Source organism: Vibrio splendidus 12E03, assembly GCF_000272105.2.
GTDB lineage: Bacteria > Pseudomonadota > Gammaproteobacteria > Enterobacterales > Vibrionaceae > Vibrio > Vibrio splendidus_I.
The window spans coordinates 64,234-87,689 of sequence record NZ_AJZD02000215.1; the positions used below are offsets into that span (position 1 = coordinate 64,234).

Sequence of the window (23,456 nt, forward strand, 5' to 3'; positions counted from 1 at the left end):
AAGATGGATGAAGAGAATCCATGTAAATGTCCTCCTCCTGGGTTACCTCAATGGATGGGGACATTTGCTGACTTGATGTCGCTGCTGATGTGTTTCTTCGTACTGCTGCTCTCATTCTCTGAGATGGACGTCCTGAAGTTCAAACAGATCGCTGGCTCGATGAAATTTGCGTTTGGTGTACAAAACCGCTTGGAAGTGAAAGACATTCCTAAAGGCACCAGCATCATTGCACAAGAGTTTCGACCTGGTCGTCCAGAGCCGACACCGATTGATGTGATCATGCAGCAGACGATTGATATTACGCAGCAAACGCTGGAGTTTCATGAAGGTGAATCTGAGCGTGCTGGCGGTACCATGCGTGATCAAGGCAAGATGACCGGAGGCAAGTCGCCAGAGGTTTCGACTCACGACAATCAAAACTCTGAGTCAGACCAACAGCAACAACAAGCTGAAGCTCAATCGCAAGAGATGGAAACCTTAATGGAAAGCATCAAGAAGGCGTTGGAGCGAGAGATAGACCAAGGCGCGATTGAAGTTGAAAATCTTGGCCAGCAGATTGTGATTCGAATTCGTGAGAAGGGTGCATTCCCATCAGGTTCTGCTTTCCTACAGCCTAAGTTCCGACCTTTGGTGAGACAGGTAGCTGAACTGGTTAAAGATGTTCCAGGTATTGTTCGAATCTCAGGGCACACCGATAATCAACGTCTTGATTCCGAGCTTTATCGCTCTAATTGGGACTTGTCATCACAGCGAGCAGTGTCTGTTGCTCAAGAGATGGAAAAGGTGCGTGGTTTCTCTCATCAACGCTTGAGAGTACGTGGCATGGCGGATACCGAACCAGTCGAGCCGAACGATACTGAATGGCAACGTAGCCTCAACCGCCGCGTTGAAATCAGCATCATGCAGGGCGAACCGCTTTACAGTGATGAAGTGCCTGTTATTAATGAATAGCCTATACGTGTACACACGGTAGCATGCAGATAGCATCGAAAGCCCAACCTTATAATGAGGTTGGGCTTTTTGTTTGCTGGTCTTCAATGGTTCTTTGCGGTATTTATGTCGTTTCGAAACCTGCTACTGTTAATAACAAGCGGTTTAATGATGGTGTTGCAGCAAGCACTCTTTTCCTTGCTTCACTTTCTCATGTATAATTCGCGCCCTTAGATTTAGATATGATCTATTCTTGCTTCAAGTGCTGTGTAAATTCTCTAATTTACTTGGCGATGAGCGTTTTCAAAATTTTGAACATTAATGTTGTGAAAGTACTATGAAATTTATTGTTAAGCCCCATCCGGAAATTTTTGTAAAAAGTGAATCGGTGCGTAAGCGCTTCACAAGGATTCTAGAGTGCAACATTCGTAACGTTATTCAACGTCGCTGTGAAAGTGTTGCGGTATTCAACCGTCGCGATCATATCGAAGTGACATCTGAGAGTGACCAGTACTACGCTGAAGTGTTAGAGGCTCTGACTCACACTCCAGGTATTCACCACTCTCTTGAAGTTCAACAGTCTGAGTTCAAAGACTTGCACGATATTTACGAGCAAGTACTAGAACGCAGCCGTGCTGATATTGAAGGCAAGACTTTCTCTGTACGTGCTAAGCGTCGTGGTAAGCATGACTTTACCTCTATTGAACTTGAGCGCTACGTAGGCGGCGGTCTAAACCAAGCAGTTGAGTCAGCGAAAGTTCGACTTAAGAACCCTGATGTAACCGTTAAGGTTGAAGTGGCTAACGACAAGCTAAACCAAGTTCTAGCTCGTCACAAAGGCCTAGGTGGCTTCCCTCTTGGCACTCAAGAAGATCTACTAAGCTTGATCTCAGGCGGCTTTGATTCTGGTGTTTCAAGCTACCTGCACATCAAACGTGGCTCTAAGGTTCACTACTGTTTCTTCAACCTTGGTGGCCCAGCGCACGAGATTGGCGTTAAGCAAGTAGCTCACTACCTATGGAATAAATACGGCTCATCTGCAAAGGTGAAGTTCATTTCTGTAGACTTTGAACCTGTGGTTGCTGAAATCCTTGAGAACGTAGAAGACGGCCAAATGGGCGTTGTTCTTAAGCGTATGTTCATGCGTGCTGGTGGTATGGTTGCAGAGCGCTTCGGTATTGAAGCTCTAGTAACAGGTGAAGCACTTGGCCAGGTTTCTAGCCAAACGCTAACTAACCTTCGCCACATCGACAACGTGACAGACACTTTGATTCTTCGTCCGCTTATCAACTGGGACAAAGAAGACATCATCGACCTTTCTCGTATCATCGGTACTGAAGACTTCGCTAAGATAATGCCTGAGTACTGTGGTGTTATCTCTAAGAAGCCAACCGTGAAAGCGAAGAAAGGTAAACTAGAAGCAGAAGAAGCTAAGTTTAACTTTGAAGTGCTGGATCAAGTAATCGAGAACGCTCGTGTTATGGATATCCGTGACATCGAGAAAGAGAGCCAAGAGCAAGCTCCAGAAGTTGAACAAGTTCAAGCGGTTGCTGAGGACGCTATTGTTCTTGATATCCGTAGCCCAGAAGAAGAAGACGAAAGCCCGCTAGAGATCGATGGTGTTGAAATTAAACACATCCCATTCTTCAAGCTTTCGACTCAGTTTGGCGATCTAGACCAAGCGAAAGAGTACTTGCTGTACTGTGACCGTGGTGTAATGAGCCGTCTACAGGCACTTTACCTACAAGAGCAAGGCTTCCATAACGTTAAGGTTTACCGCCCATAGTGGTGTGTTGACCAACCGTTAATCATTTTGCAAAGCCGCTTACTGAAAAGTAAGCGGCTTTTTTATTTTCTATTGTGAATGATTTACAGTAGTCAGACAGAGGCGTGAGTTTGGGCGTGCTATCGTCATGCTCAGCATTGAAATTTTGATTGATAGAAAGAGTGAGCTCTAAACGGGTTTATAAGTGCTGAAGAAGTGTGAGTATCTTGAAGTATTCTGTTACTTTTTAGTGCAACTCAATGGTGCTATTTGTATGTGTTCAGTTGATTATTTGAGTAGGTGTCTGATTCTGTGATTAGCGATGAAAAATAATAAAGATTAATTAGCACAGCTATTGATAAACTTGTTGTTACATTCCTTTGCACATAAAAAAACACCGCCCATAAGGCGGTGTAAACAAATTTGACAGACAGGTCAAAATAAATACAGGAAGTACATGCCTCGTTTCAGTATAAACTGCAACAAAACATTTGGTAGAACTCTACCCAACTCGAAAAGAACGAGTTTGCAAACACAACATCGCAGGAGCTAAGCCAATTGATTCTAGAGAGAATCAAGCCGTTCAGGCTAGCTGCTGCGGGATGAAATATAGAATTTCTCTGGCCGCTAGGCAATGGACAAATTATAATGTTTCAGATAAAAAAAACTAATGCTTATTTAGAGAGTAACTATGTCTCGTCGATTACCCCCATTAAACTCGCTAAGAGTGTTTGAAGCAGCAGCTCGACACTTGAGTTTTACGCGTGCCGCAGAAGAGTTGTTTGTTACTCAAGCGGCGGTCAGCCATCAGATCAAAGCGCTTGAAGAGTTCCTGTCTTTGAAGCTGTTTCGCCGAAGAAACCGCTCTTTGCTGCTGACTGAAGAAGGCCAAAGCTACTTCTTAGATATCAAAGATATTTTCACATCATTGGCAGAAGCGACAGACAAAGTGCTTGAGCGAAGTGAGAAGGGCGCATTGACCATCAGTTTGCCGCCGAGTTTTGCTATTCAATGGTTGGTACCAAGGCTCGCTGACTTTAATCAGCAAGAACCTGATATTGATGTAAGGATCAAAGCCGTTGATATGGATGAAGGCTCGCTGACCGATGATGTAGACGTGGCTATTTACTATGGCCGAGGTAATTGGTCGGGGCTCAGAGCCGATAAGCTTTACCAAGAATACTTGATCCCTCTTTGCTCACCTTCTGTGCTGTTAGGAGTAAAACCATTAGAATCTCTCAGTGATTTGGCATGTCATACGCTATTGCATGATACTTCGCGAAAGGATTGGAAACAGTTCGCTAAGCAAAATGGCATCGACGGAGTAAACGTTAATCACGGTCCTATCTTCAGTCACTCTACCATGGTGCTGCAGGCAGCGGCTCACGGCCAGGGCATTGCTCTAGGTAACAACGTGTTGGCGCAGCCTGAAATCGAAGCAGGTCGTTTGATTGCGCCTTTTGATGAAGTGTTGGTGAGTAAGAACGCCTTCTATGTGGTTTGTCATGAGAAACAAGCCGACATGGGTCGCATTGCTACTTTCCGCGACTGGATGCTAGCGAAAGCGCAAAGTGAACAAGAGGACTTACTCGATGAATAACGTCATCATTGATGGTGAAGACAATCCGATCACCTTTATCTTTGCCCATGGTGCTGGTGCAGGCATGGATCATGAGTTCATGCAGTCGGTAGCCAAAGGGTTAGCCTTTAAAGGGATGCGAGTGATTCGTTTCAACTTCCCTTACATGATTAAACGTGCTGAAGATGGTAAGCGTCGCCCACCTGACAGAGCACCTAAGCTACTTGAAGCCTACCAAGAGATTATTGAGCAGGTTGATGCCGATAAGCTTGTGATTGGTGGTAAGTCGATGGGTGGGCGTATGGCGAGTCATTTGTCTAAAGTTGATAAGGTGGCCGCAATGGCATGTTTAGGCTTTCCTTTCCATCCACCAGGTAAACCTGAGAAGTACAAAGGTGAGCATCTGGCTGAGTTAGCAAAGCCGTGCCTCATTTTACAAGGTGAGCGCGATACCTTTGGCAAGCGTGAAGAGTTTGCTGACTTTGAACTGTCCGATTCTATTCGGGTTGAATTTATCCCCGATGGCGACCACAGCTTTAAGCCGCGCAAGAGCTCTGGTTACACAGAGCAGCAGAATATTGCCTTAACCGTTGAGAAGCTATCGGCGTTTATCAAAGGGGTACTCGATGAGAAGTAAGTATTTACTCACGTTTGCAGGTATCTCTGGCGCGATTGCTGTGATGCTTGGTGCATTCGCCGCTCATGGCTTAAAAGCGATCTTGCCTGAGTATCTTTTGGGTGTGTTTGAGACGGGTGTTCAGTATCAGTTTATTCATACTCTAGCGATATTGGCATGTGGTGCTCTGTTACAGATGAAACTTGGCGCTAAATCACAAAAATATTTTTTCATTGCGGCAATTTGCTTTATCATCGGCATCCTTTGTTTTAGTGGCAGCCTTTATGGGCTAGCACTGACAGGAATAAAATGGTTTGGCCCTATAACACCGTTTGGTGGTCTACTATTTATCATTGGTTGGGGAGTCTTCTCCTTCGCTGCTTTGAATATAAAAGAGGTAACTCAGTGAAACACGTACTACTTTATTGTCGCTCTGGTTTTGAAAAAGAATGTGCTGGCGAAATTCAAGACAAGGCAACACAACTGGAAGTGTTTGGTTTTCCTCGCTTAAAGAACAATACAGGCTTTGTATTGTTTGAATGTTATCAAGCAGGCGAAGCCGATAAATTGGTCAAAGAGATCGACTTCCAATCGCTGATCTTTGCTCGTCAAATGATCGCGGTAACAGCTGAAATTAAAGATCTGCCGACTGATGATCGTATCTCTCCAATTCTTGAGGCGCTTTCTGAGAAAGAAGGTTTCCCACGTTGTGGCGACATCCGTATTGAAACGCCTGACACCAATGAAGCAAAAGAGCTTTTGAAGTTCTGTCGTAAGTTTACTGTGCCGATGCGTCAAGCGATGCGTGGTAAAGGCCTGATGACTGCGAAAGATAACGCTAAGAAGCCTGTGCTTCACTTATGTTTTATCGCTCCAGGTCACTGTTTTGTTGGTTACTCTTACCCAACCAATAACTCACAGTTCTTTATGGGTATCCCTCGTCTGAAATTCCCATCAGATGCGCCAAGCCGTTCTACATTGAAGTTAGAAGAAGCGTTCCACGTATTCATCCCGCGTGATGAGTGGGACGAGCGTCTGGCTCCGGGTATGTGGGGGGTAGATTTAGGTGCTTGTCCAGGCGGTTGGACTTACCAACTAGTGAAACGTTCTATGTTCGTTCACTGTGTGGACAACGGCATGATGGCAGACAGCCTAATGGAAACGGGTCAGATTAAGCACCACATGGTGGATGGCTTTAAATTCGAACCAGACCGTAAGAACGTGACATGGATTATCTGTGACATGGTTGAGAAGCCAGCTCGTGTTGCACACCTTATGGGTGAGTGGATCATTAAAGGTTGGGCGAAAGAAGCATTGTTCAACCTTAAACTGCCAATGAAAGGCCGTTACGATGAAGTTCTACAAGATATCGAGAACCTAAAAATGTTCCTTATTGAGAACAAAGTGAAGTTCAAGATGCAGGCTAAGCACCTTTACCACGATCGTGAAGAGATCACGGTTCACATTCAGGCGCTTTCAAATATTTCACCGCACTAAATTTAAGTTAGTGTGTCAGTGATAAAAAATGCTCCTTTAAGGAGCATTTTTTATATCAATACCGTCGATTCACAGGACTTAAGCGTTCGCTTCGTAACGAATGTCTTGCAGATTGAATCCAAGGTCAATATCAGTTTTGAGAGCTGATACTTGCTTACATACACGGGCTGATTCGATGTGTTCATCGAACTTTTTACGATATTTTTTCGGCAGGTCTTCTGCTTGATATGCTGCTTCGATATCTGGATACGAATTTAATATCTCTTTGGCCGCTTTGGGGCCCACACCAGGGATTCCCGGTACTTGGCTAGAGCTGACACCTGTTAATCCCCAGTAATCTGCGAGTTGCTCTGGTTTAACGCCAAACTCAGCTTCGATAAAGGGTTTATCTAACCAGCGGTGCTGGAAGTAATCGCGGATCTGTAGAGTGGGTGACAGTAGCTGGCAATAACCTTTGTCTGTTGAGATGATGGTTACCGTTTCTCCATGATCTGCCACTTTCTTGGCTAGCGTTGCGACGAGATCATCCGCTTCATCGCCATCAGAGAGCAGTGAATCAATGCCTAACTCCCACCAAGCCTGTTGGATAGTATCAAGCCCCTTCATCAGTGGTTCTGGCATCGGTTTTCGGTTCTGCTTATAGGCAGGAAGGACTTCCGCGCGCCAGCCGCGATCTTGTAAATGATGATCAAACACCGCGATGATGTGAGTTGGCTTAGATTCAGTAACAATCTTATTGAGAGTGCGAGTCGTGGTGGTGATGGTTCTTGCTATATCGGTTGGATCCGGTTGAACAGAGTGCACGCGTCGGATGAGGTTCAAGGCATCGATAATAACAAGATGGATAGACATAAGTTTCCACTAAATAGGCAATAAAAAAGGGGCTGCTAGCCCCTTATAGTAACGTATCACTTGGTGAGTTGAAACGTTAGCGATGTAAACGTCATAAGCTGATTAACTTTATGCCTACCAATTGGTTATCACTTGTTTGGTTACTCTGAATGAGTGTGCCTAATCGCTAGGTGCGATTTTATAGCAAGGCACGTAATCAGAGCCGCCCGGTAGCTTCATTCGATGTTGCTCAACAAAGTCGTTTAGCAGTTGATCCATCTTGGTCATTAGCTCTTTGTCGCCATCAATTAGGAATGGGCCGTGTTTCTCTATCTCTAGAATACCTTCGGCTTTGACGTTACCCGCTACAATGCCAGAAAACGCTTTACGTAAATTAGCGGCTAGGCTATCTGTTTTTTGGTCCATATGAAGATCAAGCGCCGCCATAGACTCGTGTGTTGGGTCGAATGGCAGTTGGAACTCAGGCTCAATATGCAGTGACCAGTTGTAGCTGTAGGCATCGCCGGTCTCTTTACGGTGAGAGCGCACATCTGGCATCGCTTGTTTCATGATTTTCGCAGCGCGAGCAGGATCATCAATCACGATCTCATAATGTTTCTGCGCGTCAGGCCCTAAGGTTTCACCGATGAACTTATCGATAGAGCGGAAGTAGGCTTCACTCTCTTTCGAGCCGGTTAAGACAATCGGCATTGGTTGTTCGGCGTTATTCGGGTGCATCATGATCCCTAAGATGTACAGTAGCTCTTCGGCCGTGCCGGGGCCGCCTGGGAAAATGATGATGCCATGCGCCATACGAACGAATGCCTCAAGACGCTTCTCGATATCTGGCATGATCACCAGCTCATTCACGATTGGGTTTGGTGGCTCAGCGGCAATGATTGAAGGTTCTGTCAGCCCTAAGTAACGATGATCAGTATAACGTTGCTTAGCGTGACCAATAGCCGCGCCTTTCATTGGCCCTTCCATCGCACCCGGTCCACAACCGGTACAGATGTTCAGCTCACGTAGGCCAAGTTCATTACCCACTTCGCGAGTGTATTGGTATTCAGTGGCATTAATAGAGTGACCACCCCAACATACAATCAGGTTAGGCTCTATACCCGGTGTAAGTGCGCCTGCATTTCTCAGAATACCAAATACGAGGTTGGTAATGTGAGTGGCATTAGTTAGGTTGAGTCGTTGGTTATCGGCTAAGTGCATGTTGACGTAAACAATGTCACGCAACACTGAAAATAGGTGTTCTTGAATACCTTTGATGATCTCACCATCGACAAAGGCATGCTCTGGTGGGTTGCTCAGCTCGAGTTTGATACCACGCTCACGTCGCACTACCTCAACATCAAACGATTGATACTTGTCGAGTAACTCTTTGGAGTTGTCGGTGTGGCTACCTGAGTTGAGTACCGCTAACGTACAGTTACGATACAGTTGGTACAGATCACTAGACGCGGTTTTCTTAAGACGCTCAACCTCAAGTTGAGAGAGTAAATCCATGCTACCGGCAGGGCTGATATGAGTGATCATAGTGCCTCCTTGTTGAAAAGAGCAGGGGACGTTGAAGTGACCCTCTGGCTCGAGAGTGAGAAGCAAACGTTGAAAGTGTTTGGTTAAAGGTGGGAGAGAGTTAACCAGACGAAACGGATACGACAGCGTTGCTTGCCAAGAATGCTTGTTAAGCGAATGTTAATCATTAGCTTAGCAAACATTGAGGGAAATGGTATGTGATAAGTATTTGAAAAAATGAAATAAATTAAATCTAAGGTTGGCTTAGTGCCAAACAAGTTGGTTAGTACCGCGTTGCTTTGCTTTGTTTAGCGTCTTATTTAGCCTCTCTAATACTTCTTCTGGTGTATCTGACTCTTTAAACTGAGTGCTTGCCGCACACAAGGTAATCGTGATTTGTTGGTCACGGAACTTAAAGGGCAAACGACTTACTTGAGTTTGGATGTTTTGAATGACCTGGTGGCAATATTCATCAGTTTGCTCAGGCAGCAATAACACAAACTCTTCACCTGAAAAACGAGCCACAGTATCGGTGGTGCCTGCTTCTTTGGTAATAGTTCTTGCGATGATCTTGAGTGCTTTGTCGCCCGCGGTGTAACCAAAGCTATCGTTAATTGCTTTGAAGTTGTCGATGTCGAGCAGTACTACGCGTAGCGAGTGTTGCGCGCGGATCCAGCGGCGATACTCAAGCTCTAAGCGATCAGTAAAGGCAGTACGATTGTAAACCTTAGTAAGAGGGTCAAGCAGCATTCGCTGAGCCTGATCTTCCAAACGCTTACGGTAATCTTGGGTCACTTCATAGAGTGAATCTAACTGAGCCTTTCCGTAACACATTCTCTCTATCAGAGCTTGTTCTTTTTGCTCTGCGTGGTTCAGCCTTTCCGAAAGAGAGGCGATTTCACTGAGTAGCGGATTAATCGAAAGCTTTAAACTATCAATATCTTTCGCTTTATCTACCGAGCTTTGACTTCTAGTGACAAGTTCATTTAACTCAGAGTTCAGACCTTGGCGGTGCTCAAAGTAGCTCTGGCTCTGGTCGGCATTTTGGTCTGCCGTTTTGATGCTGGACGCTAGAGAAGAGTTAAGCTGGTCGATGAATTGTTCAGATTTTTTACGTTCTAGGTTAGTGCCTTCAATAACCAGTTTGAGGATCTGAAGTGTTAGCTCAAGTAGGTTTTGTGTAGAAACACCAAGCAGTAGCTTTGCTCGAATATCGGTAAGCAGATCACCCGATTCACCCTCGAAGTCGAGTTCAGTGATCAGATGTTGTAATTCGTTTGATAGGTCGGAAAGGAGCTCTTGTTCCGGAGAGTGCGCAGCGTCGGCAAAATGGGTGCGTGAGTTATTCGCCATAATCTTTATGGCACGCTCATAAATACCGAGAAGTTTCATGGCATGGTCGACTTTCTGACTGCCATTGCATTCGGAGAAGCTAAGTAAGTTTCGTAGGTCGCGTTTGAGCTGTGCTGGAAGGCCAGTTATGCGCTGCAGCGTTTCCCCACTGTGCTTAATGCTATCGTCCAGATATCCGTTCTGTTTATCCATAGCCAACGTTTTCTGCTTAAGCATCCTTTCTAATACTGCCAGCTTTGGGATCATCGAGCTAATGTCTTTTTGCTTTTCTAGCTCTTCCCTAAGGGCAATGAGGTTTTCATCTAAATGGCTGTTACTGCCAACACATGCATCACTTAAAGATGTGACGATACGCTTTAGAACTTTTTGTTCTCTAATAAATTTGAACGAGGTGTCTCTTTGCGTCAAACGGACTTGCTCCAACTGAAATTTCAGCTGGTGGAGTTGCGCCTGAATGTCTTTTTCAAGAATGCCCATAGATGTATTAATTAGCGCCGCGTAGACCGATCTCGATCATTTTGATGAAATTCCGTTACATCGATAATAACAAAACTAAAAATAAGGTCACGACTTGCAAGTCTTAACCGCTCGCAAATCAGTCATCTTTTAGCATTTTTTTGATGTTGTCCTCATTCTGGTACGACGATTGTATTTTTATTAACCCTTGATTAATCGCATGTTTACACGCTTCTCTTATGTTACCAGTTGCAAGGCTTGCTGCTGGTGCATTATCGATAGCTTTTAGATAGACCCATTGGCTACTGCGCTCTTTGAGACTGATCTCACGAGCTAGATTGGTCGACATCAACAATACGTCGAGCAGCTCTTGATCGTTAATTGCAGTGTAAGCGCGTGGCAAGAATGGGTAGTCAGCGATGCCCATACGGACCGTTCGGTTGATGTTTCGCTCTGTTTCGAAGTCATTCACCCAAGATTGAATCTTTCTGAACACGGCTTCCGGCGACAAATCACGGTCTGAGTTAGGTTCGATATAAAGCAGGTTCGCGTCCGAGAAATGGTAGACACGAGCAGGGCCTTCAAGCTTAGATTTTAGAAATTCACCGAAAGCGTCTTCGAGCTCTAGACCCGCTTTGTAACCGTTCTGCGTATACATATTTCGTAGAAACGGTAAATCAATCATCACGAAGCGTAAGCGGTCGTTGAGTGGTTCATGAATGAGCTCGCCAAGTTGCCATTGTTCGAAGGTTTGGCTGGTTTGTTCCAGCGAGTTAGAGAGCTTCGCATTGAGCATTCTTAAGTTCGGAAGCTTTGAACGTGAGTGCGTAAATAGGTCGGTGCGCAGTGAGTCCACTTCTTTGGCTAAGGTTTGAATGAGATAGCCACGGCGCAGAACAAAGAAGAACAAGACAATGCTGAACAGGAATAGGGCGAACGATATTTTTTGGAACTTACGATGCTCCAGTTTGTATTGCTCTAGCTCTTGCGCTTGGCCTGCGTAGTGCAGGGTTTGTTCGGCAAACTCTTTTTGTTGGCGGAATGCGTCTTCCCCAACACGGTTGAGTTTTTGCTGCTCTAAAGAGACAAGGCTGTTGTATTGCTTGAGATTTGCCAATGCTTGCTGTGGACGACCTGCCTGTTCATAACCCAAAGAGAGTAAATAGTATGAGCGTTGCGAAAGGCGCATGTTCTCTATCTGACGCGATATCTCAAGTGCACGTGTCGCATGCTTTATCACGTCTTCGCTTTCTTGCAGGTGATACGCCAACCCTGCCGATAGCAGCGCAGCTCGACCTTCCAGCTTTGGAATGTCGGTATATTCCAGCAACTCAAGGGCACGGGTTAGGTACTGTTCTGCTAGAGGGTAGTTATAAAGGCGTAAGTAGGTTGCCGATAGACTTAGCCTGATATCAATGACTTGGTGGATGTCTCGGTCAGTACTCTCGTGATCTAGAACATTGAAAAAGTGTACAAGGGCTAGGTTGTATTTACCTTGGAAGAAGTACACATCACCCATTTTTTTAAGCACTTGTGCTAATACTGGGGAGTTTTCAAAGTTGTCGTAAAAATCAGCGGCTTGAGATAGGTGTTCTAGTGCTTTATCGAGTACTTGTCGCTCAAAGAAAAGCTGCGCCAGTAAGCGGTTTACCTTAGCCAAACGAGAGCTTAAGTTGCCTTCTACCGACTTCCAATAGCCATACAACAACTCAGATAGCGCGTGGTTGTACTCTTTGTGGTTCAAGTAAAACTCACCAACCGAGATGTGGTAGTCAATGGTGACTTTTTCAGAGTAACGTTGGTCGAGATAGGTCTTCGCTTCTTGGTAGAACTTTTCCGCTTCATCGATCTTGTTATCGTAAGAGGCGATATCGGCTTTCAGCATGATCAAACGATAGGTGATGCCTTCCGTTAAGCGTAAGGTTTTATTCACCGACTCTAGGTTTGTTTCAATATTGGCCAGTTCTGCCTTTGCTTTGGCTGACTTTCTGTCACTTAGCCAAAGTAAGCGTACTTTTAGGATTTCTAGATCCAGTTTCAGGTAATCAAGCTTATAGGTTTTCGCGAGCTCAGAGGCCTTGTCGATGTGTTGAATTGCAATGCGAATGTTGCCAAGGTTGTACTCGGCTTTCGCTAAGATCTTGTAGGCATCAATGCTGCTGTTTGGCGTTCGAATTGAAGAGTCTGTCTCTTCGCGAGAAATCGCCGAAGGGCTTTTCTCGCGTTGATCAGAAAGGACACGCAGCGTTAGGTAGCTGTTGGCCATTTGTTTTGCTTGGCTCGGCTCGATCTCAACCAAGTTATTGGCTTCATTGAGTAGCGCCGACGAATAAACTGACGCATTGACCGATGTGCTTAAGCTTAAAATAAATAGACTAACAACGTATAACCAACGCATTTCAATGTCCCTTTAAAGATTTGGTAGGTTCAAATAAGTATGGGTGGTTCTCGCCTGATTATTGGCGAGCCATACGCTTATTGTGGCTTGGTCTATCTTGCTCTGTTGAACGGTATGGGTTGATATCCAGACCACCACGACGTGTGTAACGTGCGAATACAGTTAGCTTCGAAGGTGCACAGTATTTCATGATGTCAGTGAAGATACGCTCAACACATTGTTCGTGGAATTCATTGTGCTCACGGAAAGAAACTAAATAACGTAGCAGAGCTTCACGGTCAATTTGCTTACCAGAATATGCGATCTCAACGCTGCCCCAATCCGGTTGATTTGTGATCAAACAGTTCGACTTCAATAGGTGACTATGCAGTGTTTCTTCAACGTCTTGTTCGCCAGCAGCGCCTTCAAGCAATGATGCTTCAAAGTCGTAGCTAGTGATTTGGATGTCTTGGTTATCGATACAGTCACCTTCCATCGTCACGATAGGTTGGCTGGTGTAATCGGTTACAGAGTTTACATTCACAATCACCGTTTCGCCTGCACATGCCGACAAATCTTGGGTCAGGCGCTCAGTGACTTGATCCCAGTTTTCAAATTGAGTCTGGTTGTAGCTGTTCAGGTACAGCTTGAAAGATTTTGATTCAATTAAATTTGGGCTGGTTGCTGGGATGAAAACTTCACCGACAGCCACTTGTGGTAGGCCATTGGTGTTCAGCCACGAAAGCTCGTACATCGTCCAAATATCATGACCAACAAAAGGCAGCTCGCCGTTTAGCGCAAGATCATCGCGATTCAGGCTACGAGGCACTGGTTGCAATAAACTTGCATCGTATTGGTTAGAGTACTCAGTTTTTTGGCCAAGGGTTAAACCCGCTAGCTCTTTTGCGTCAGAATATTTGCTCATACTTTCGTTTCAAATTCGATTAGAATGGGGTCGATTTTACTGAATCCCCATTACCCTGTCATTAAGTCATCGCCTAATCGACACGGAAAGGGCTCGGATTCTATTTATTATTTTGTGTTTAGGAGATTTTCATGACTCAACGTGCTCAAGACGCACTACTTTCTTTTAGTCAGCGATACGTTGACGCGTGGCAACAGCAACACCAAAGCTTACCTCGCAATGAGGAGTTGGTGGACGTGGTATCGCCATGTGTAGAAGAAAAGAGCGGCGATGCCGTGTTATGGAAGCACTATCCACGTGAGCAATTCGCGGATTTCACCAACGTAGAAACGGGCATTGAATTGACGCTGCACGAAGACATCAAAACCTTCTACGGTGCGCAATACAGCGCAGATATGAACGCGACCTTCGACGGCAATGAACTGACTCTATTACAGATTTGGAGTGATGAAGACTTCGAATGCCTACAAGAAAACATCTTAGGTCACCTAGTGACTCAACGTCGCTTAAAGCTAAAGCCTACGGTTTTCATCGCAGCGACCGATGCTGAACTGGATGTTATCTCTATCTGTAACCTAACGGGCAACGTGATTCTGGAGCGCTTAGGCACCAAAAATCGTGATGTACTAGCCGAGACATTGGCAGAATTTTTAGAAAAGCTACAACCAGCGGTATAAATAGATGTACGTACTAGAACTTCAATTTGAGTGTTTTGATAACACAACGGTAAGCGCTGTCGACAAGGCTGTTAATGGCTTAATGGATGCACTTCGTTATAACGGACAAGTGCTGGGTCGTGAGTTTCCTATCGTGATGGGAGATGGTGAGTTTTATGTTCGTGTCGTCTGCCCAGAGCAAGACAGCTTGCACCCACGTAACCACTCAGATTTTGTAAAAGTGTGTTTTGATCGCTTGTCTAACGCGAGCCTGCTTGCGCCAAAAATGCGTTTACTTGGTCGAGATCTTAACTCTGAAGAAGTAGCTGAAGACGAAGCTCCTAGCTGGCAGGTACTTTACACGACGTTCGTTCATACCTGTTCACCGCTACGTAGTGGCGACAGTTTGTTACCGATCCCGCTATACCGCAACCCGCCAACCTTCAATGGTGACCATAAAGCCGTGTTGAAATGGCAGACAGAATGGCAAGCCTGTGATGAAGTCCAAATGGGTGGGGGTTGTCGTGCTGAACACGCGACTCTGACTGAGATCAGTGATACTAAAAGCGTGTTGTTCAAACGCGGTTGGGGCTTAAGAGGACGCATTGAATATCTCACGAAGATCCCGACTTATTACTACTTGTATCGCGTGGGTGGCATCAGCTTAAAAGCTGAAAAAGAGCGTAAATGTCCGCAATGTGGTGGTGAATGGCTGCTAGATGCGCCGATCCACGACATTTTCTATTTTAAGTGTGATGACTGCCGATTAGTGTCCAACATTTCTTGGGATCATCTTAAGTAACTCCTAATCCCTAACTCCTAAAGCTTAATTAGCGATTCAAGGTATCGAAGTGTTGCTCAATACTTCGATACTTATTCCTCTGTATTCTCTCTGTTACCTTGTCGTCTGTTTCTCTTTCTTTGACCTCCATATTGAGCATTAATCAGTATTGGGCTTGCCAATATTGTCGAACCTATTTCGTCCTTAAATGCGCTCATTTTGTGCTGTACATCTCTCTCTGTAGTCCTCAAGTATTCACCAAGATAATTCCACACCCATCAACTTTTGATCATTTCAATAGTTAACTGGATCACAGTAATCAATCAGTCCCCTTTCAATTTATATTCCTCTCAATATAAATGGGATCGATCCCATGGGAATGTTCCCATATGTAAAAATAACACAATTCTAGATCTTAAAGGAATGGACGATGAAACTGTTACCTATTGCTGCTGCACTCTCTACTGCTTTACTTGCACCTAATTTATACGCTGATGAAACCACGCCATTGGAGTTTAATGGCTACATGCGCGGCGGCGTTGGCCTGAGTAATGAAGGCGGTTCAAACAGTAAATGGGAGGTGAGTAAAGTTGGACGACTCGGCAACGAAAATGACCTGTATGGCGAGTTTGGCTTTAAGAAAGAGGTGTATGCTGAGGACGACGTTTCATTTGTAGTTGATTCCATGTTGTCGTACTGGCAGGGCCAAGATGAGAACGCGGCGGATAAAAGCGTTGATGTAGTTCAACTCAATGTTCAAGCGGTGGGGCTTTTTGAAGATAAAGACATTGGTATTTGGGCGGGCGAGCGCTACTACCAACGCCATGATGTGCACATTGTTGATAACTACTACTGGGATGTAAGCGGTATTGGCGCCGGTGTTGAACACATCAATATGGGCCCAGGTAAATTATCGGTCGCTTTGATTCAAGACACAGTGACAGGCGATGTGTTTGATGGCAAAGAGACCACAGCCATGATTGCTGATATACGTTATGCGGGTATTCCATTGTGGAACAATGCGGATCTTGAGGTCGGTATTGATATGAACTTCGCCAATGAAAAGCAGGGTCAAACGGTGGATGCGGATGACAGCGTAATGCTAACGGCAAGCTTGAATCAAAACCTTTCAGGTGGCTTCAACAAAACCATTCTACAGGTTGCTAACTCTGGTTATGCAGAACAAATGACAACCTTTGGTACAGGTAAGGGCATCGTTCGTGATGCAAACAACAACGATGCTGATGGCTTCCGATTGATTAACTGGGGTGTGCTTGCTATCGGTGACAACATCGAATTTGGTCACACTGTTCGTTATGCCGCGTCATCGGGTGTTGGTGCTAATAACAGTGATGATGAGTCGTTCAGTGCAGTAATCCGTCCGCTTTATAAGTGGGACAAGCGTATGCGCACCATCCTTGAAATTGGCGGCTTCGTGGAAACCATTGATAACCAAGACGGTGCGGGCGGTAAGTTCACTGTCGCTCAGGCTTGGGTACCGCAAGTGGGTTTCTGGTCACGTCCTGAATTTCGTATCTTTGCGACCTACTTAAATGATGCTGAAAACGACAATGCCTTCGGTGAAGGTAAAAACAGTGAAATGAGCGTTGGTATGCAAGTGGAAGCTTGGTGGTAAGCCGGACTTCCTTGTAAATCCTAACCAATAAAAAGGGGCTGACGTTATGTCAGCCCCTTCGGGTATCTATACGATGTTGCAGTTTAGGTGATTACCAACCTTTAACTACGCCACCTTGGAAGATATCAGAAGCTGCGTTGTACACTTCTTCAGTTTGGTAAGCTTTAACGAAGTTTTGTACGTTTTCAGCGTTTAGGTTGTCTTCACGAGAAACGATTAGGTTTACGTAAGGAGAATCTTTGTCTTCAACGAATACGCCATCTTTTTGTGGAGTCAGGTTGATAGAGCTTGCGTAAGTTGTGTTGATGATAGATAGAGCAACATCATCAAGAGAACGTGGCAGTTGAGCTGCGTCTAGTTCAACAATCGTTAGGTTCTTAGGGTTACCAACGATGTCACGAACTGTTGCTAGAAGACCAGCACCTTCACGAAGCTCAAGAAGACCTTGTTGCTCAAGAAGAAGTAGAGAGCGACCTAGGTTTGTTGGGTCGTTTGGTACAGCAATACGAGCACCGTCTTGGATTTCGTCTACCGATTTCACTTCTTTAGAGTAACCCGCAATAGGGTAAACAAACGTGTTACCAGCGATAGTTAGCTTGTAGCCACGGTCAGCCACTTGCTGATCTAGGTACGGTGCGTGTTGGAATGCGTTGATGTCGATAGAACCATCATCTAGAGCTGCGTTTGGTGTTACGTAGTCTGTGAAAGTTACTAGCTCAACATCTAGGCCGTATTTCTCTTTCGCTACTTTAGCTGCCACTTCAGCAACTTGAGCTTCAGCACCTGCCATTACGCCAACTTTTACTTTAGAAGTATCAACTTCTTTATCACCACAACCTGCTAGTACTAGCGCTGATGCCGCTGCTGCGATAGTAAGTAAACCTTTAAGGCTAAATTTCATAATAATCTCCTTTTAATAAATCTATTTAATTTGGTTCAGACGACTCTTGTCTTAGAGAGTTTGCGTTTTAGCGCTGAGTCTTTATCTGTGGTCAACGCGGCGAACTAAGGAATCACCGATTGATTGAATAATTTGTACAAGCACAATCAACATCACTACCGTTACAGCCATGATGGTCACATCGTAACGGTGGAATCCGTAACGAATCGCGACATCACCTAGACCACCGCCACCAACCGTGCCCGCCATTGCTGAGTAGCTCACAAGTGTCACTAGCGTAATCGTTACTGAGTTGATAATAGTCGGTAGTGCTTCAGGAAGCAGAACCTTATTGATGATTTGTGTTGGTGTTGCGCCCATTGATTGAGCCGCTTCTACTAGACCTGTTGGTACTTCAAGTAGTGCACTTTCGATAAGTCGAGCCACAAATGGGATAGCACCAATCGTCAATGGAACAATCGCTGCTGTTGTGCCTATGAAGGTACCAATCAGCATCTTAGTTAGTGGGATAATCGCAACCATCAACACTAAGAAAGGCACTGAACGACCCACGTTCACAATCGCACCTAGAATCTTGTTTACTTTGGTGTTCTCTAACAGGCCACCTTTTTTAGTCGTGTGTAGAATCACGCCTAATGGAATACCGACAGCAAAGCCAACAATGCCCGCAACTGCAACCATGTAAAGCGTCTCGCCGGTTGCACCTAATAGAAGATTACCGTTAAGGCTGATCCAGTCAGCAATCTCGTTGAAACTAAAGGACATAACCAAGCACCTCTACTTTTACATTGTTGTCGCGTAGGAATTGGATAGCAGCATTATCATCTGCTTCATTACCGAACAGTTCAGCAACCATCATGCCGAACTTCACGCCGCCGGCGTAATCAAGGTCAGAGCTTAGGATGCTGACATCGATATTGAATTTGCGTGCAATCTGAGTCATCAGCGGAGCATCAACCGTTGCGCCCGTAAACTCAAGACGTACCAACGGGTAACTGCTGTTTACGCGAGTCTCTTGCAGGCGTGCTTGGTAATCTTCAGGGATCGTCAGATCCAACGTTGAACGAATGAATTGATGCGCTAGTTCAGTTTTAGGGTGAGCAAAGATGTCACCAACTGTGCCTTTCTCTACCAATTCACCACCGCCAATGATCGCCACTTCGTGACAAATGCTTTTCACTACATCCATCTCGTGCGTAATAAGCAGGATAGTGATGTTCAGCTTGCGGTTGATTTCACGCAGTAGCTCAAGAATCGATTGAGTGGTCGCAGGGTCCAATGCGCTGGTCGCTTCGTCACACAGCAGTACTTTCGGATCGGAGGCCAGTGCACGAGCAATCGCAACACGCTGCTTTTGACCGCCACTTAGGTTTGCCGGGTAGGTGTCTCGCTTATCCGCTAAGCCAACGAGTTCAAGTAACTCACTCACTTTTGCTTCAATAATCGCTTTATCTTTACCAGCAAGTTCTAAAGGCAGTGCTACATTGTTAAATACAGTACGAGAAGACAGCAGGTTGAAGTGCTGGAATATCATGCCGATGTTACGGCGCGCTTCGCTAAGTTCTGATTTGCTGAGTTTTGTTAGGTCGATACCGTCAACAATCACTTCACCAGAGGTCGGTGCTTCCAACATATTTACACAGCGGATTAGGGTACTTTTGCCTGCACCTGAAGAGCCGATGACTCCAAAGATTTGACCTTGAGGAATGTGGAGGTTGATATCAATTAAGGCATTGATTTCTTTAGTACCTTGATAAAAAACCTTGTTGACTTGATTCACTTTAATCATAGAGAAACCCGTGCAGGTAGAACAGAATAATATGTCGATAGCTCGCTCGATTTACAGACGATGCTATGGTGTTCTATGATCTAAGTCAATAGATATTTTTACGTCTAGACGGCTAAACGTCGATTGTATGGCTAAGCTAGAAACAATTCGTTAACGAACGCAAAACTAAATAGATAGTGATGAAGCAAATAAAGCGTGTAATAATTAATGATTAATAGAGAGTTGATAGAGAACAAAATTTTGTCTAAACCTGCTGTTTTTTTAGATCGTGATGGTGTGATTAACGTTGACCACGGCTACGTACATGATGAGCATGACTTTGAATACATTGACGGTGTGTTTGAAGCGGCGAAAGCGTTTAAAGATATGGGCTATTTATTGGTACTTGTGACCAACCAATCTGGTATTGCTCGTGGCAAGTTTAGCGAAGATCGTTTTCTTTCTTTGACGCAGTGGATGGATTGGAACTTTGTCGATAATGGCGTTGAGTTAGATGGTATCTATTACTGTCCTCATCACCCTGAACACGGCATTGGCGACTACAAGCAAGATTGTGAATGTCGTAAGCCTAAACCTGGTATGTTCATTTCTGCGCGTGACTTTCTCAAAATTGATATGGCTAACTCGGTCATGATTGGCGATAAAGCTGAAGACATGATGGCCGCAGAAGCCGCTGGTGTTGGTACCAGAGTATTGGTGAGAACCGGTAAACCCGTGACTGAAAAGGGTGAGGCACTTGCCAGTGTAGTGCTAGATAGCATTAAAGATGTACCAGCTTTCCTGAAAGGCTGATACATTTTCCTATCGTTAACAGGCTTACTTATTACGTCGGTTCTAACCAGTCAACTGGGGTGCTAACCCATAAATAAGATATCAGCGCCGTTAACTATATAAAGATGAGGAACGCAGTATGAAAGCATTGTTGGCAGCATCTCTATGTACGGTAGCGTTAGTCGGGTGTTCTCAATCCGCGGCGCCTGATGGTGCAGTCTCGGATGACCAATTCGTGACTTATCAATGTGAGTCTGACGCTTCATTTAAGGTCGCTTACCTTGGTAATGAAAAAGCGGTATTACGTTTGCCAGAGAATGAATATCGCCTAACTCAAATAGCGGCAGGTTCAGGAACGAAGTACATCTTAGATGATGGAACCTCTGAACTGATCAATAGCGTCACTTTACGCACTAAAGGTGACAACGCGCGTCTAGAACTTGGTCGTGTCGTCTATAAAAATTGCCGAAAGTAAGTCATAGTTAACTTCTAGGATTTACAAACAGTTAAGTGAGGGGTTATGCCCTCGCTTTTTCCTCTCTTCCTTTTAACGTTAGACTTTTTATGAGCAAAAAACTCACTATTCTCGATATTGCTAAGCTGTCCGGTGTTGGTAAGTCAACTGTATCTCGCGTTCTGACCAATGATCCAAAAGTGAAACCTGAAACCCGTGAAAGGGTGGAAAGAGTAATTCAAGAATCTGGGTACACGCCTTCAAAGTCTGCGCAATCGATGCGAGGTGGCAGCCAAAAAGTCATCGGCGTGATCATTTCTCGTTTAGACTCTCCCTCTGAAAACAAAGCCGTTAGCACCATGCTGGCTGAGTTGTATCGAGCGGATTACGACGTGGTGATCATGGAAAGCCAACTCGATAGAGATAAAGCTAATGAACACCTTCAGGTTCTAAAGCGTCGTAATGTTGATGGCATCATTGTGTTTGGCTTTACGGATTGTGACATTCCGGCGATAGAAGCGTGGGAACACAAAGCCGTAGTTATTGCTCTGGATACCGAGAACGTAACCTCGATTAACTACGATAACCAACAGGTGATCAATAGTGCGTTAGCGCATCTGTCGGATCAGGGGATCTCAGATGTCGGCTTTATTGGTGTTGATCCTAGCGATAAATCAACCGGTGAGCTGCGTCTTAAGGCTTATCTCGATTGGTGTGAAAGCACTGGAGTGATTGCGAACTATCGTACTGGTCAGCTTCATCATGAAAGCGCTTATCAGCTGGTGGATGAAGTACTGACTCCTACAACTCAAGCACTTGTTTGTGCCAGTGATACATTGGCTCTTGGCGTGATCAAGCGTCTACAAGAACTACAACGTGAAGATGTGGTTGTAACAGGCGTTGGTGGCAATGATCTTCTCTCTTTCTTGTTCCCTCGCGTCTTTAGCATTGATCCTGGCTACCAATCTGCAGGTAAGCTAGCGGCTAATCTATTGATCTCTCAGCTTTTAGGCAATTCAGAGATCTCTCATCACACCCAATCTCCGATTCTATAATCCATTCAATTAAGCGAAATCGAACCGCTTAGATTAAAATTAGAGTGTGATCTCTTTCAATTAATAGGACTGTTCCCATTTTAATTTATCATTCATGCGGGCATTATAATAACCGTAATTGGGAATGTTCCCATTAGTCTGAATCTTGAGTGGTTGTTGCTACATGGTTTAGATGAGTAATTGAATGAAACCAGGGTGGGGTAGTATGAGTAAGATAGCGAAGCAAGACGTTGCGCGTCTTATCGAGTTAGTCGGTGGCAAAGAAAATATTGCGAGTGTCAGCCATTGTCTGACTCGACTGCGTTTTGTATTGAACGATACAGAGCAAGCGAACAAAGCAGAACTAGAAAAGCTGAAGCTGGTAAAAGGCTGCTTTACGAACGCAGGTCAATTCCAAGTCGTGATTGGCACAGAGGTTGATGAAGTGTACGCACTTCTGATTGAGCAAACGGGTAAAGAGGCGTCATCAAAAGATGAGTCTAAGCTTGCTGCTCGTCAGAACATGAACTTCCTTGAGCGTGGTATCTCCCATTTAGCCGAAATTTTCGTACCACTGCTGCCTGCCATCATTACTGGTGGTTTGATTCTTGGTTTCCGTAATGTGATTGGCGACATTCGCATGTTTGACGGCAAAACCCTCGTTGAAATCAGCCAATTCTGGGCAACCGTTCACTCTTTCTTGTGGCTGATTGGCGAAGCGATTTTCTTCTTCTTACCAGTTGGCGTGTGTTGGGCGACGGTTAAGAAACTCGGCGGAACCCCTATTTTGGGTATCACGCTCGGTGTGACCTTGGTTTCCCCGCAATTGATGAACGCTTACATGATAGGTAAATCAGTACCTGAGGTGTGGGACTTTGGCTTGTTCGTGATTGAGAAGGTTGGTTATCAGGCACAGGTGATCCCTGCGATGCTAGCGGGTGTGGCTCTGGCGTTCATTGAGACTAACCTTAAGCGTATTGTTCCTTCTTATCTGTACCTTGTTGTAGTGCCATTTGTCTCGATTATTTTGTCTGTGATTCTAGCGCACGCTTTCATTGGCCCATTTGGCCGTATGTTAGGCGATGGCGTGGCATTCGCGGCTAAAGCAGCAATGACGGGTGATTTTGCGATTCTTGGTTCAGTAGTATTTGGCTTCCTATACGCACCTTTGGTTATTACAGGTATTCACCACACAACCAACGCAGTCGACCTACAACTGATGCAAGACTTAGGCGGCACGCCAATCTGGCCTTTGATTGCGCTATCAAACATTGCACAAGCTTCAGCGGTTGTCGGCATCATTATTTTGAGTAAACGTGAAGGTGAACGAGACATCTCGGTACCAGCAGCAATCTCTGCTTACCTAGGTGTAACGGAACCTGCGATGTACGGCATCAACCTTAAATACAAATTCCCTATGTTGAGTGCAATGATCGGCAGTGCCGCAGCGGCTGCAATCTGTGGTAGTGCAGGTGTGATGGCGAATGGTATCGGTGTTGGTGGCTTGCCGGGCATCTTATCGATTCAACCTCAATATTGGTCGATTTACTTAGTTGCGATGCTAGTGGCGGTTGTACTGCC

At 45.1% G+C, this 23,456-nt stretch carries 21 protein-coding genes; 13 read left to right on the plus strand and 8 right to left on the minus strand.

Annotation, left to right across the window (positions count from 1 at the left end; all coding sequences use genetic code 11):
* Positions 1–3 precede the first annotated feature (3 nt).
* The 6 genes from A142_RS14755 (at position 4) to rlmM (ending at position 6,387) form a co-directional block, all read left to right on the plus strand.
* Positions 4–951 (plus strand): flagellar motor protein MotB, encoded by a 948-nt coding sequence (locus A142_RS14755; protein WP_017060777.1) that lies wholly within the window; start codon positions 4–6, stop codon positions 949–951.
* Between the two features lie 316 nt (positions 952–1,267).
* Positions 1,268–2,716: a tRNA uracil 4-sulfurtransferase ThiI gene (gene thiI, locus A142_RS14760; protein WP_019824931.1), complete on the plus strand. Its 1,449-nt coding sequence runs from the start codon at positions 1,268–1,270 to the stop codon at positions 2,714–2,716.
* A 670-nt stretch (positions 2,717–3,386) separates the two neighbouring features.
* Complete coding sequence (locus tag A142_RS14765) at positions 3,387–4,295, plus strand: transcriptional regulator GcvA (RefSeq protein ID WP_012604639.1); 909 nt, start codon at positions 3,387–3,389, stop codon at positions 4,293–4,295.
* Entirely contained in the window at positions 4,288–4,911 is a 624-nt protein-coding gene (locus tag A142_RS14770) for an alpha/beta fold hydrolase (protein ID WP_029405630.1), read from the plus strand. Before A142_RS14765 ends, A142_RS14770 begins: the two co-directional genes overlap by 8 nt.
* On the plus strand, positions 4,901–5,299 hold the full coding sequence (locus A142_RS14775; protein ID WP_004734382.1) for a DUF423 domain-containing protein: 399 nt from the start codon (positions 4,901–4,903) through the stop codon (positions 5,297–5,299). Before A142_RS14770 ends, A142_RS14775 begins: the two co-directional genes overlap by 11 nt.
* A complete protein-coding gene (gene rlmM, locus A142_RS14780) occupies positions 5,296–6,387 on the plus strand; it encodes a 23S rRNA (cytidine(2498)-2'-O)-methyltransferase RlmM (protein ID WP_029405631.1) in 1,092 nt (363 codons plus the stop codon). Before A142_RS14775 ends, rlmM begins: the two co-directional genes overlap by 4 nt.
* Before the next feature lie 78 nt (positions 6,388–6,465).
* Here the strand turns inward: rlmM and xni are convergent, their stop codons facing one another.
* From xni to queF, 5 genes are all read right to left on the minus strand, one after another.
* On the minus strand, positions 6,466–7,239 hold the full coding sequence (xni, locus tag A142_RS14785) for a flap endonuclease Xni (RefSeq protein ID WP_019824937.1): 774 nt from the start codon (positions 7,237–7,239) through the stop codon (positions 6,466–6,468).
* 159 nt (positions 7,240–7,398) lie between these two features.
* Positions 7,399–8,763 carry a nucleotide 5'-monophosphate nucleosidase PpnN gene (gene ppnN, locus A142_RS14790; RefSeq protein WP_019824938.1) on the minus strand — a complete coding sequence of 455 codons (1,365 nt, stop codon included), beginning with the start codon at positions 8,761–8,763 and terminating at the stop codon, positions 7,399–7,401.
* A gap of 243 nt (positions 8,764–9,006) precedes the next feature.
* Positions 9,007–10,572: a sensor domain-containing diguanylate cyclase gene (locus A142_RS14795; RefSeq protein WP_019824939.1), complete on the minus strand. Its 1,566-nt coding sequence runs from the start codon at positions 10,570–10,572 to the stop codon at positions 9,007–9,009.
* Positions 10,573–10,690: 118 nt separating this feature from the next.
* Positions 10,691–12,949, minus strand: a complete 2,259-nt coding sequence (locus tag A142_RS14800) for a tetratricopeptide repeat protein (protein ID WP_019824941.1) — start codon at positions 12,947–12,949, stop codon at positions 10,691–10,693.
* A gap of 58 nt (positions 12,950–13,007) precedes the next feature.
* Positions 13,008–13,853, minus strand: coding sequence for an NADPH-dependent 7-cyano-7-deazaguanine reductase QueF (queF, locus tag A142_RS14805; RefSeq protein ID WP_019824943.1), 846 nt, complete (start codon positions 13,851–13,853; stop codon positions 13,008–13,010).
* A 131-nt stretch (positions 13,854–13,984) separates the two neighbouring features.
* Between queF and syd the strand changes: the two genes are divergently transcribed.
* From syd to A142_RS14820, 3 genes are all read left to right on the plus strand, one after another.
* On the plus strand, positions 13,985–14,530 hold the full coding sequence (gene syd / locus A142_RS14810; protein WP_017630799.1) for a SecY-interacting protein: 546 nt from the start codon (positions 13,985–13,987) through the stop codon (positions 14,528–14,530).
* Between the two features lie 4 nt (positions 14,531–14,534).
* Positions 14,535–15,311, plus strand: coding sequence for a Zn-ribbon-containing protein (locus A142_RS14815; RefSeq protein ID WP_017630798.1), 777 nt, complete (start codon positions 14,535–14,537; stop codon positions 15,309–15,311).
* Positions 15,312–15,720: 409 nt separating this feature from the next.
* Entirely contained in the window at positions 15,721–16,926 is a 1,206-nt protein-coding gene (locus A142_RS14820; RefSeq protein WP_019824945.1) for a carbohydrate porin, read from the plus strand.
* A 91-nt stretch (positions 16,927–17,017) separates the two neighbouring features.
* Here A142_RS14820 and A142_RS14825 read toward each other — a convergent pair whose 3' ends face one another.
* The 3 genes from A142_RS14825 to metN all read right to left on the minus strand — a co-directional run bounded on the left by A142_RS14825 (position 17,018) and on the right by metN (position 19,616).
* Positions 17,018–17,827 (minus strand): MetQ/NlpA family lipoprotein, encoded by an 810-nt coding sequence (locus A142_RS14825; protein WP_019824947.1) that lies wholly within the window; start codon positions 17,825–17,827, stop codon positions 17,018–17,020.
* 81 nt (positions 17,828–17,908) lie between these two features.
* Complete coding sequence (locus A142_RS14830; protein WP_017060764.1) at positions 17,909–18,592, minus strand: methionine ABC transporter permease; 684 nt, start codon at positions 18,590–18,592, stop codon at positions 17,909–17,911.
* Entirely contained in the window at positions 18,582–19,616 is a 1,035-nt protein-coding gene (gene metN / locus A142_RS14835; protein ID WP_017060763.1) for a methionine ABC transporter ATP-binding protein MetN, read from the minus strand. The genes A142_RS14830 and metN overlap by 11 nt, the downstream gene beginning before the upstream one ends.
* Before the next feature lie 240 nt (positions 19,617–19,856).
* On the opposite strand from metN, the gene gmhB reads away from it, so the two are divergent.
* From gmhB to treB, 4 genes are all read left to right on the plus strand, one after another.
* Positions 19,857–20,408 carry a D-glycero-beta-D-manno-heptose 1,7-bisphosphate 7-phosphatase gene (gmhB, locus tag A142_RS14840; protein ID WP_004734374.1) on the plus strand — a complete coding sequence of 184 codons (552 nt, stop codon included), beginning with the start codon at positions 19,857–19,859 and terminating at the stop codon, positions 20,406–20,408.
* Between the two features lie 118 nt (positions 20,409–20,526).
* A complete protein-coding gene (locus A142_RS14845; RefSeq protein WP_019824951.1) occupies positions 20,527–20,862 on the plus strand; it encodes an MliC family protein in 336 nt (111 codons plus the stop codon).
* An 89-nt stretch (positions 20,863–20,951) separates the two neighbouring features.
* A complete protein-coding gene (gene treR / locus A142_RS14850; RefSeq protein WP_019824953.1) occupies positions 20,952–21,896 on the plus strand; it encodes a trehalose operon repressor TreR in 945 nt (314 codons plus the stop codon).
* A gap of 205 nt (positions 21,897–22,101) precedes the next feature.
* Positions 22,102–23,456 (plus strand): PTS trehalose transporter subunit IIBC (gene treB, locus A142_RS14855; protein WP_019824956.1); only part of this gene is annotated, 1,355 nt, incomplete at its 3' end.

Bases quoted from the DNA above. Each gene is read 5' to 3' on its own strand.
- A142_RS14845 (WP_019824951.1), top strand. From the start codon at position 20,527: ATGAAAGCATTGTTGGCAGCATCTCTATGTACGGTAGCGTTAGTCGGG.
- thiI (WP_019824931.1), top strand. From the start codon at position 1,268: ATGAAATTTATTGTTAAGCCCCATCCGGAAATTTTTGTAAAAAGTGAA.
- A142_RS14765 (WP_012604639.1), top strand. From the start codon at position 3,387: ATGTCTCGTCGATTACCCCCATTAAACTCGCTAAGAGTGTTTGAAGCA.
- A142_RS14770 (WP_029405630.1), top strand. From the start codon at position 4,288: ATGAATAACGTCATCATTGATGGTGAAGACAATCCGATCACCTTTATC.
- A142_RS14775 (WP_004734382.1), top strand. From the start codon at position 4,901: ATGAGAAGTAAGTATTTACTCACGTTTGCAGGTATCTCTGGCGCGATT.
- syd (WP_017630799.1), top strand. From the start codon at position 13,985: ATGACTCAACGTGCTCAAGACGCACTACTTTCTTTTAGTCAGCGATAC.
- ppnN (WP_019824938.1), bottom strand. From the start codon at position 8,763: ATGATCACTCATATCAGCCCTGCCGGTAGCATGGATTTACTCTCTCAA.
- A142_RS14755 (WP_017060777.1), top strand. From the start codon at position 4: ATGGATGAAGAGAATCCATGTAAATGTCCTCCTCCTGGGTTACCTCAA.
- queF (WP_019824943.1), bottom strand. From the start codon at position 13,853: ATGAGCAAATATTCTGACGCAAAAGAGCTAGCGGGTTTAACCCTTGGC.
- A142_RS14795 (WP_019824939.1), bottom strand. From the start codon at position 10,572: ATGGGCATTCTTGAAAAAGACATTCAGGCGCAACTCCACCAGCTGAAA.
- A142_RS14830 (WP_017060764.1), bottom strand. From the start codon at position 18,592: ATGTCCTTTAGTTTCAACGAGATTGCTGACTGGATCAGCCTTAACGGT.
- A142_RS14825 (WP_019824947.1), bottom strand. From the start codon at position 17,827: ATGAAATTTAGCCTTAAAGGTTTACTTACTATCGCAGCAGCGGCATCA.
- xni (WP_019824937.1), bottom strand. From the start codon at position 7,239: ATGTCTATCCATCTTGTTATTATCGATGCCTTGAACCTCATCCGACGC.
- A142_RS14800 (WP_019824941.1), bottom strand. From the start codon at position 12,949: ATGCGTTGGTTATACGTTGTTAGTCTATTTATTTTAAGCTTAAGCACA.
- metN (WP_017060763.1), bottom strand. From the start codon at position 19,616: ATGATTAAAGTGAATCAAGTCAACAAGGTTTTTTATCAAGGTACTAAA.
- A142_RS14815 (WP_017630798.1), top strand. From the start codon at position 14,535: ATGTACGTACTAGAACTTCAATTTGAGTGTTTTGATAACACAACGGTA.
- A142_RS14820 (WP_019824945.1), top strand. From the start codon at position 15,721: ATGAAACTGTTACCTATTGCTGCTGCACTCTCTACTGCTTTACTTGCA.
- treR (WP_019824953.1), top strand. From the start codon at position 20,952: ATGAGCAAAAAACTCACTATTCTCGATATTGCTAAGCTGTCCGGTGTT.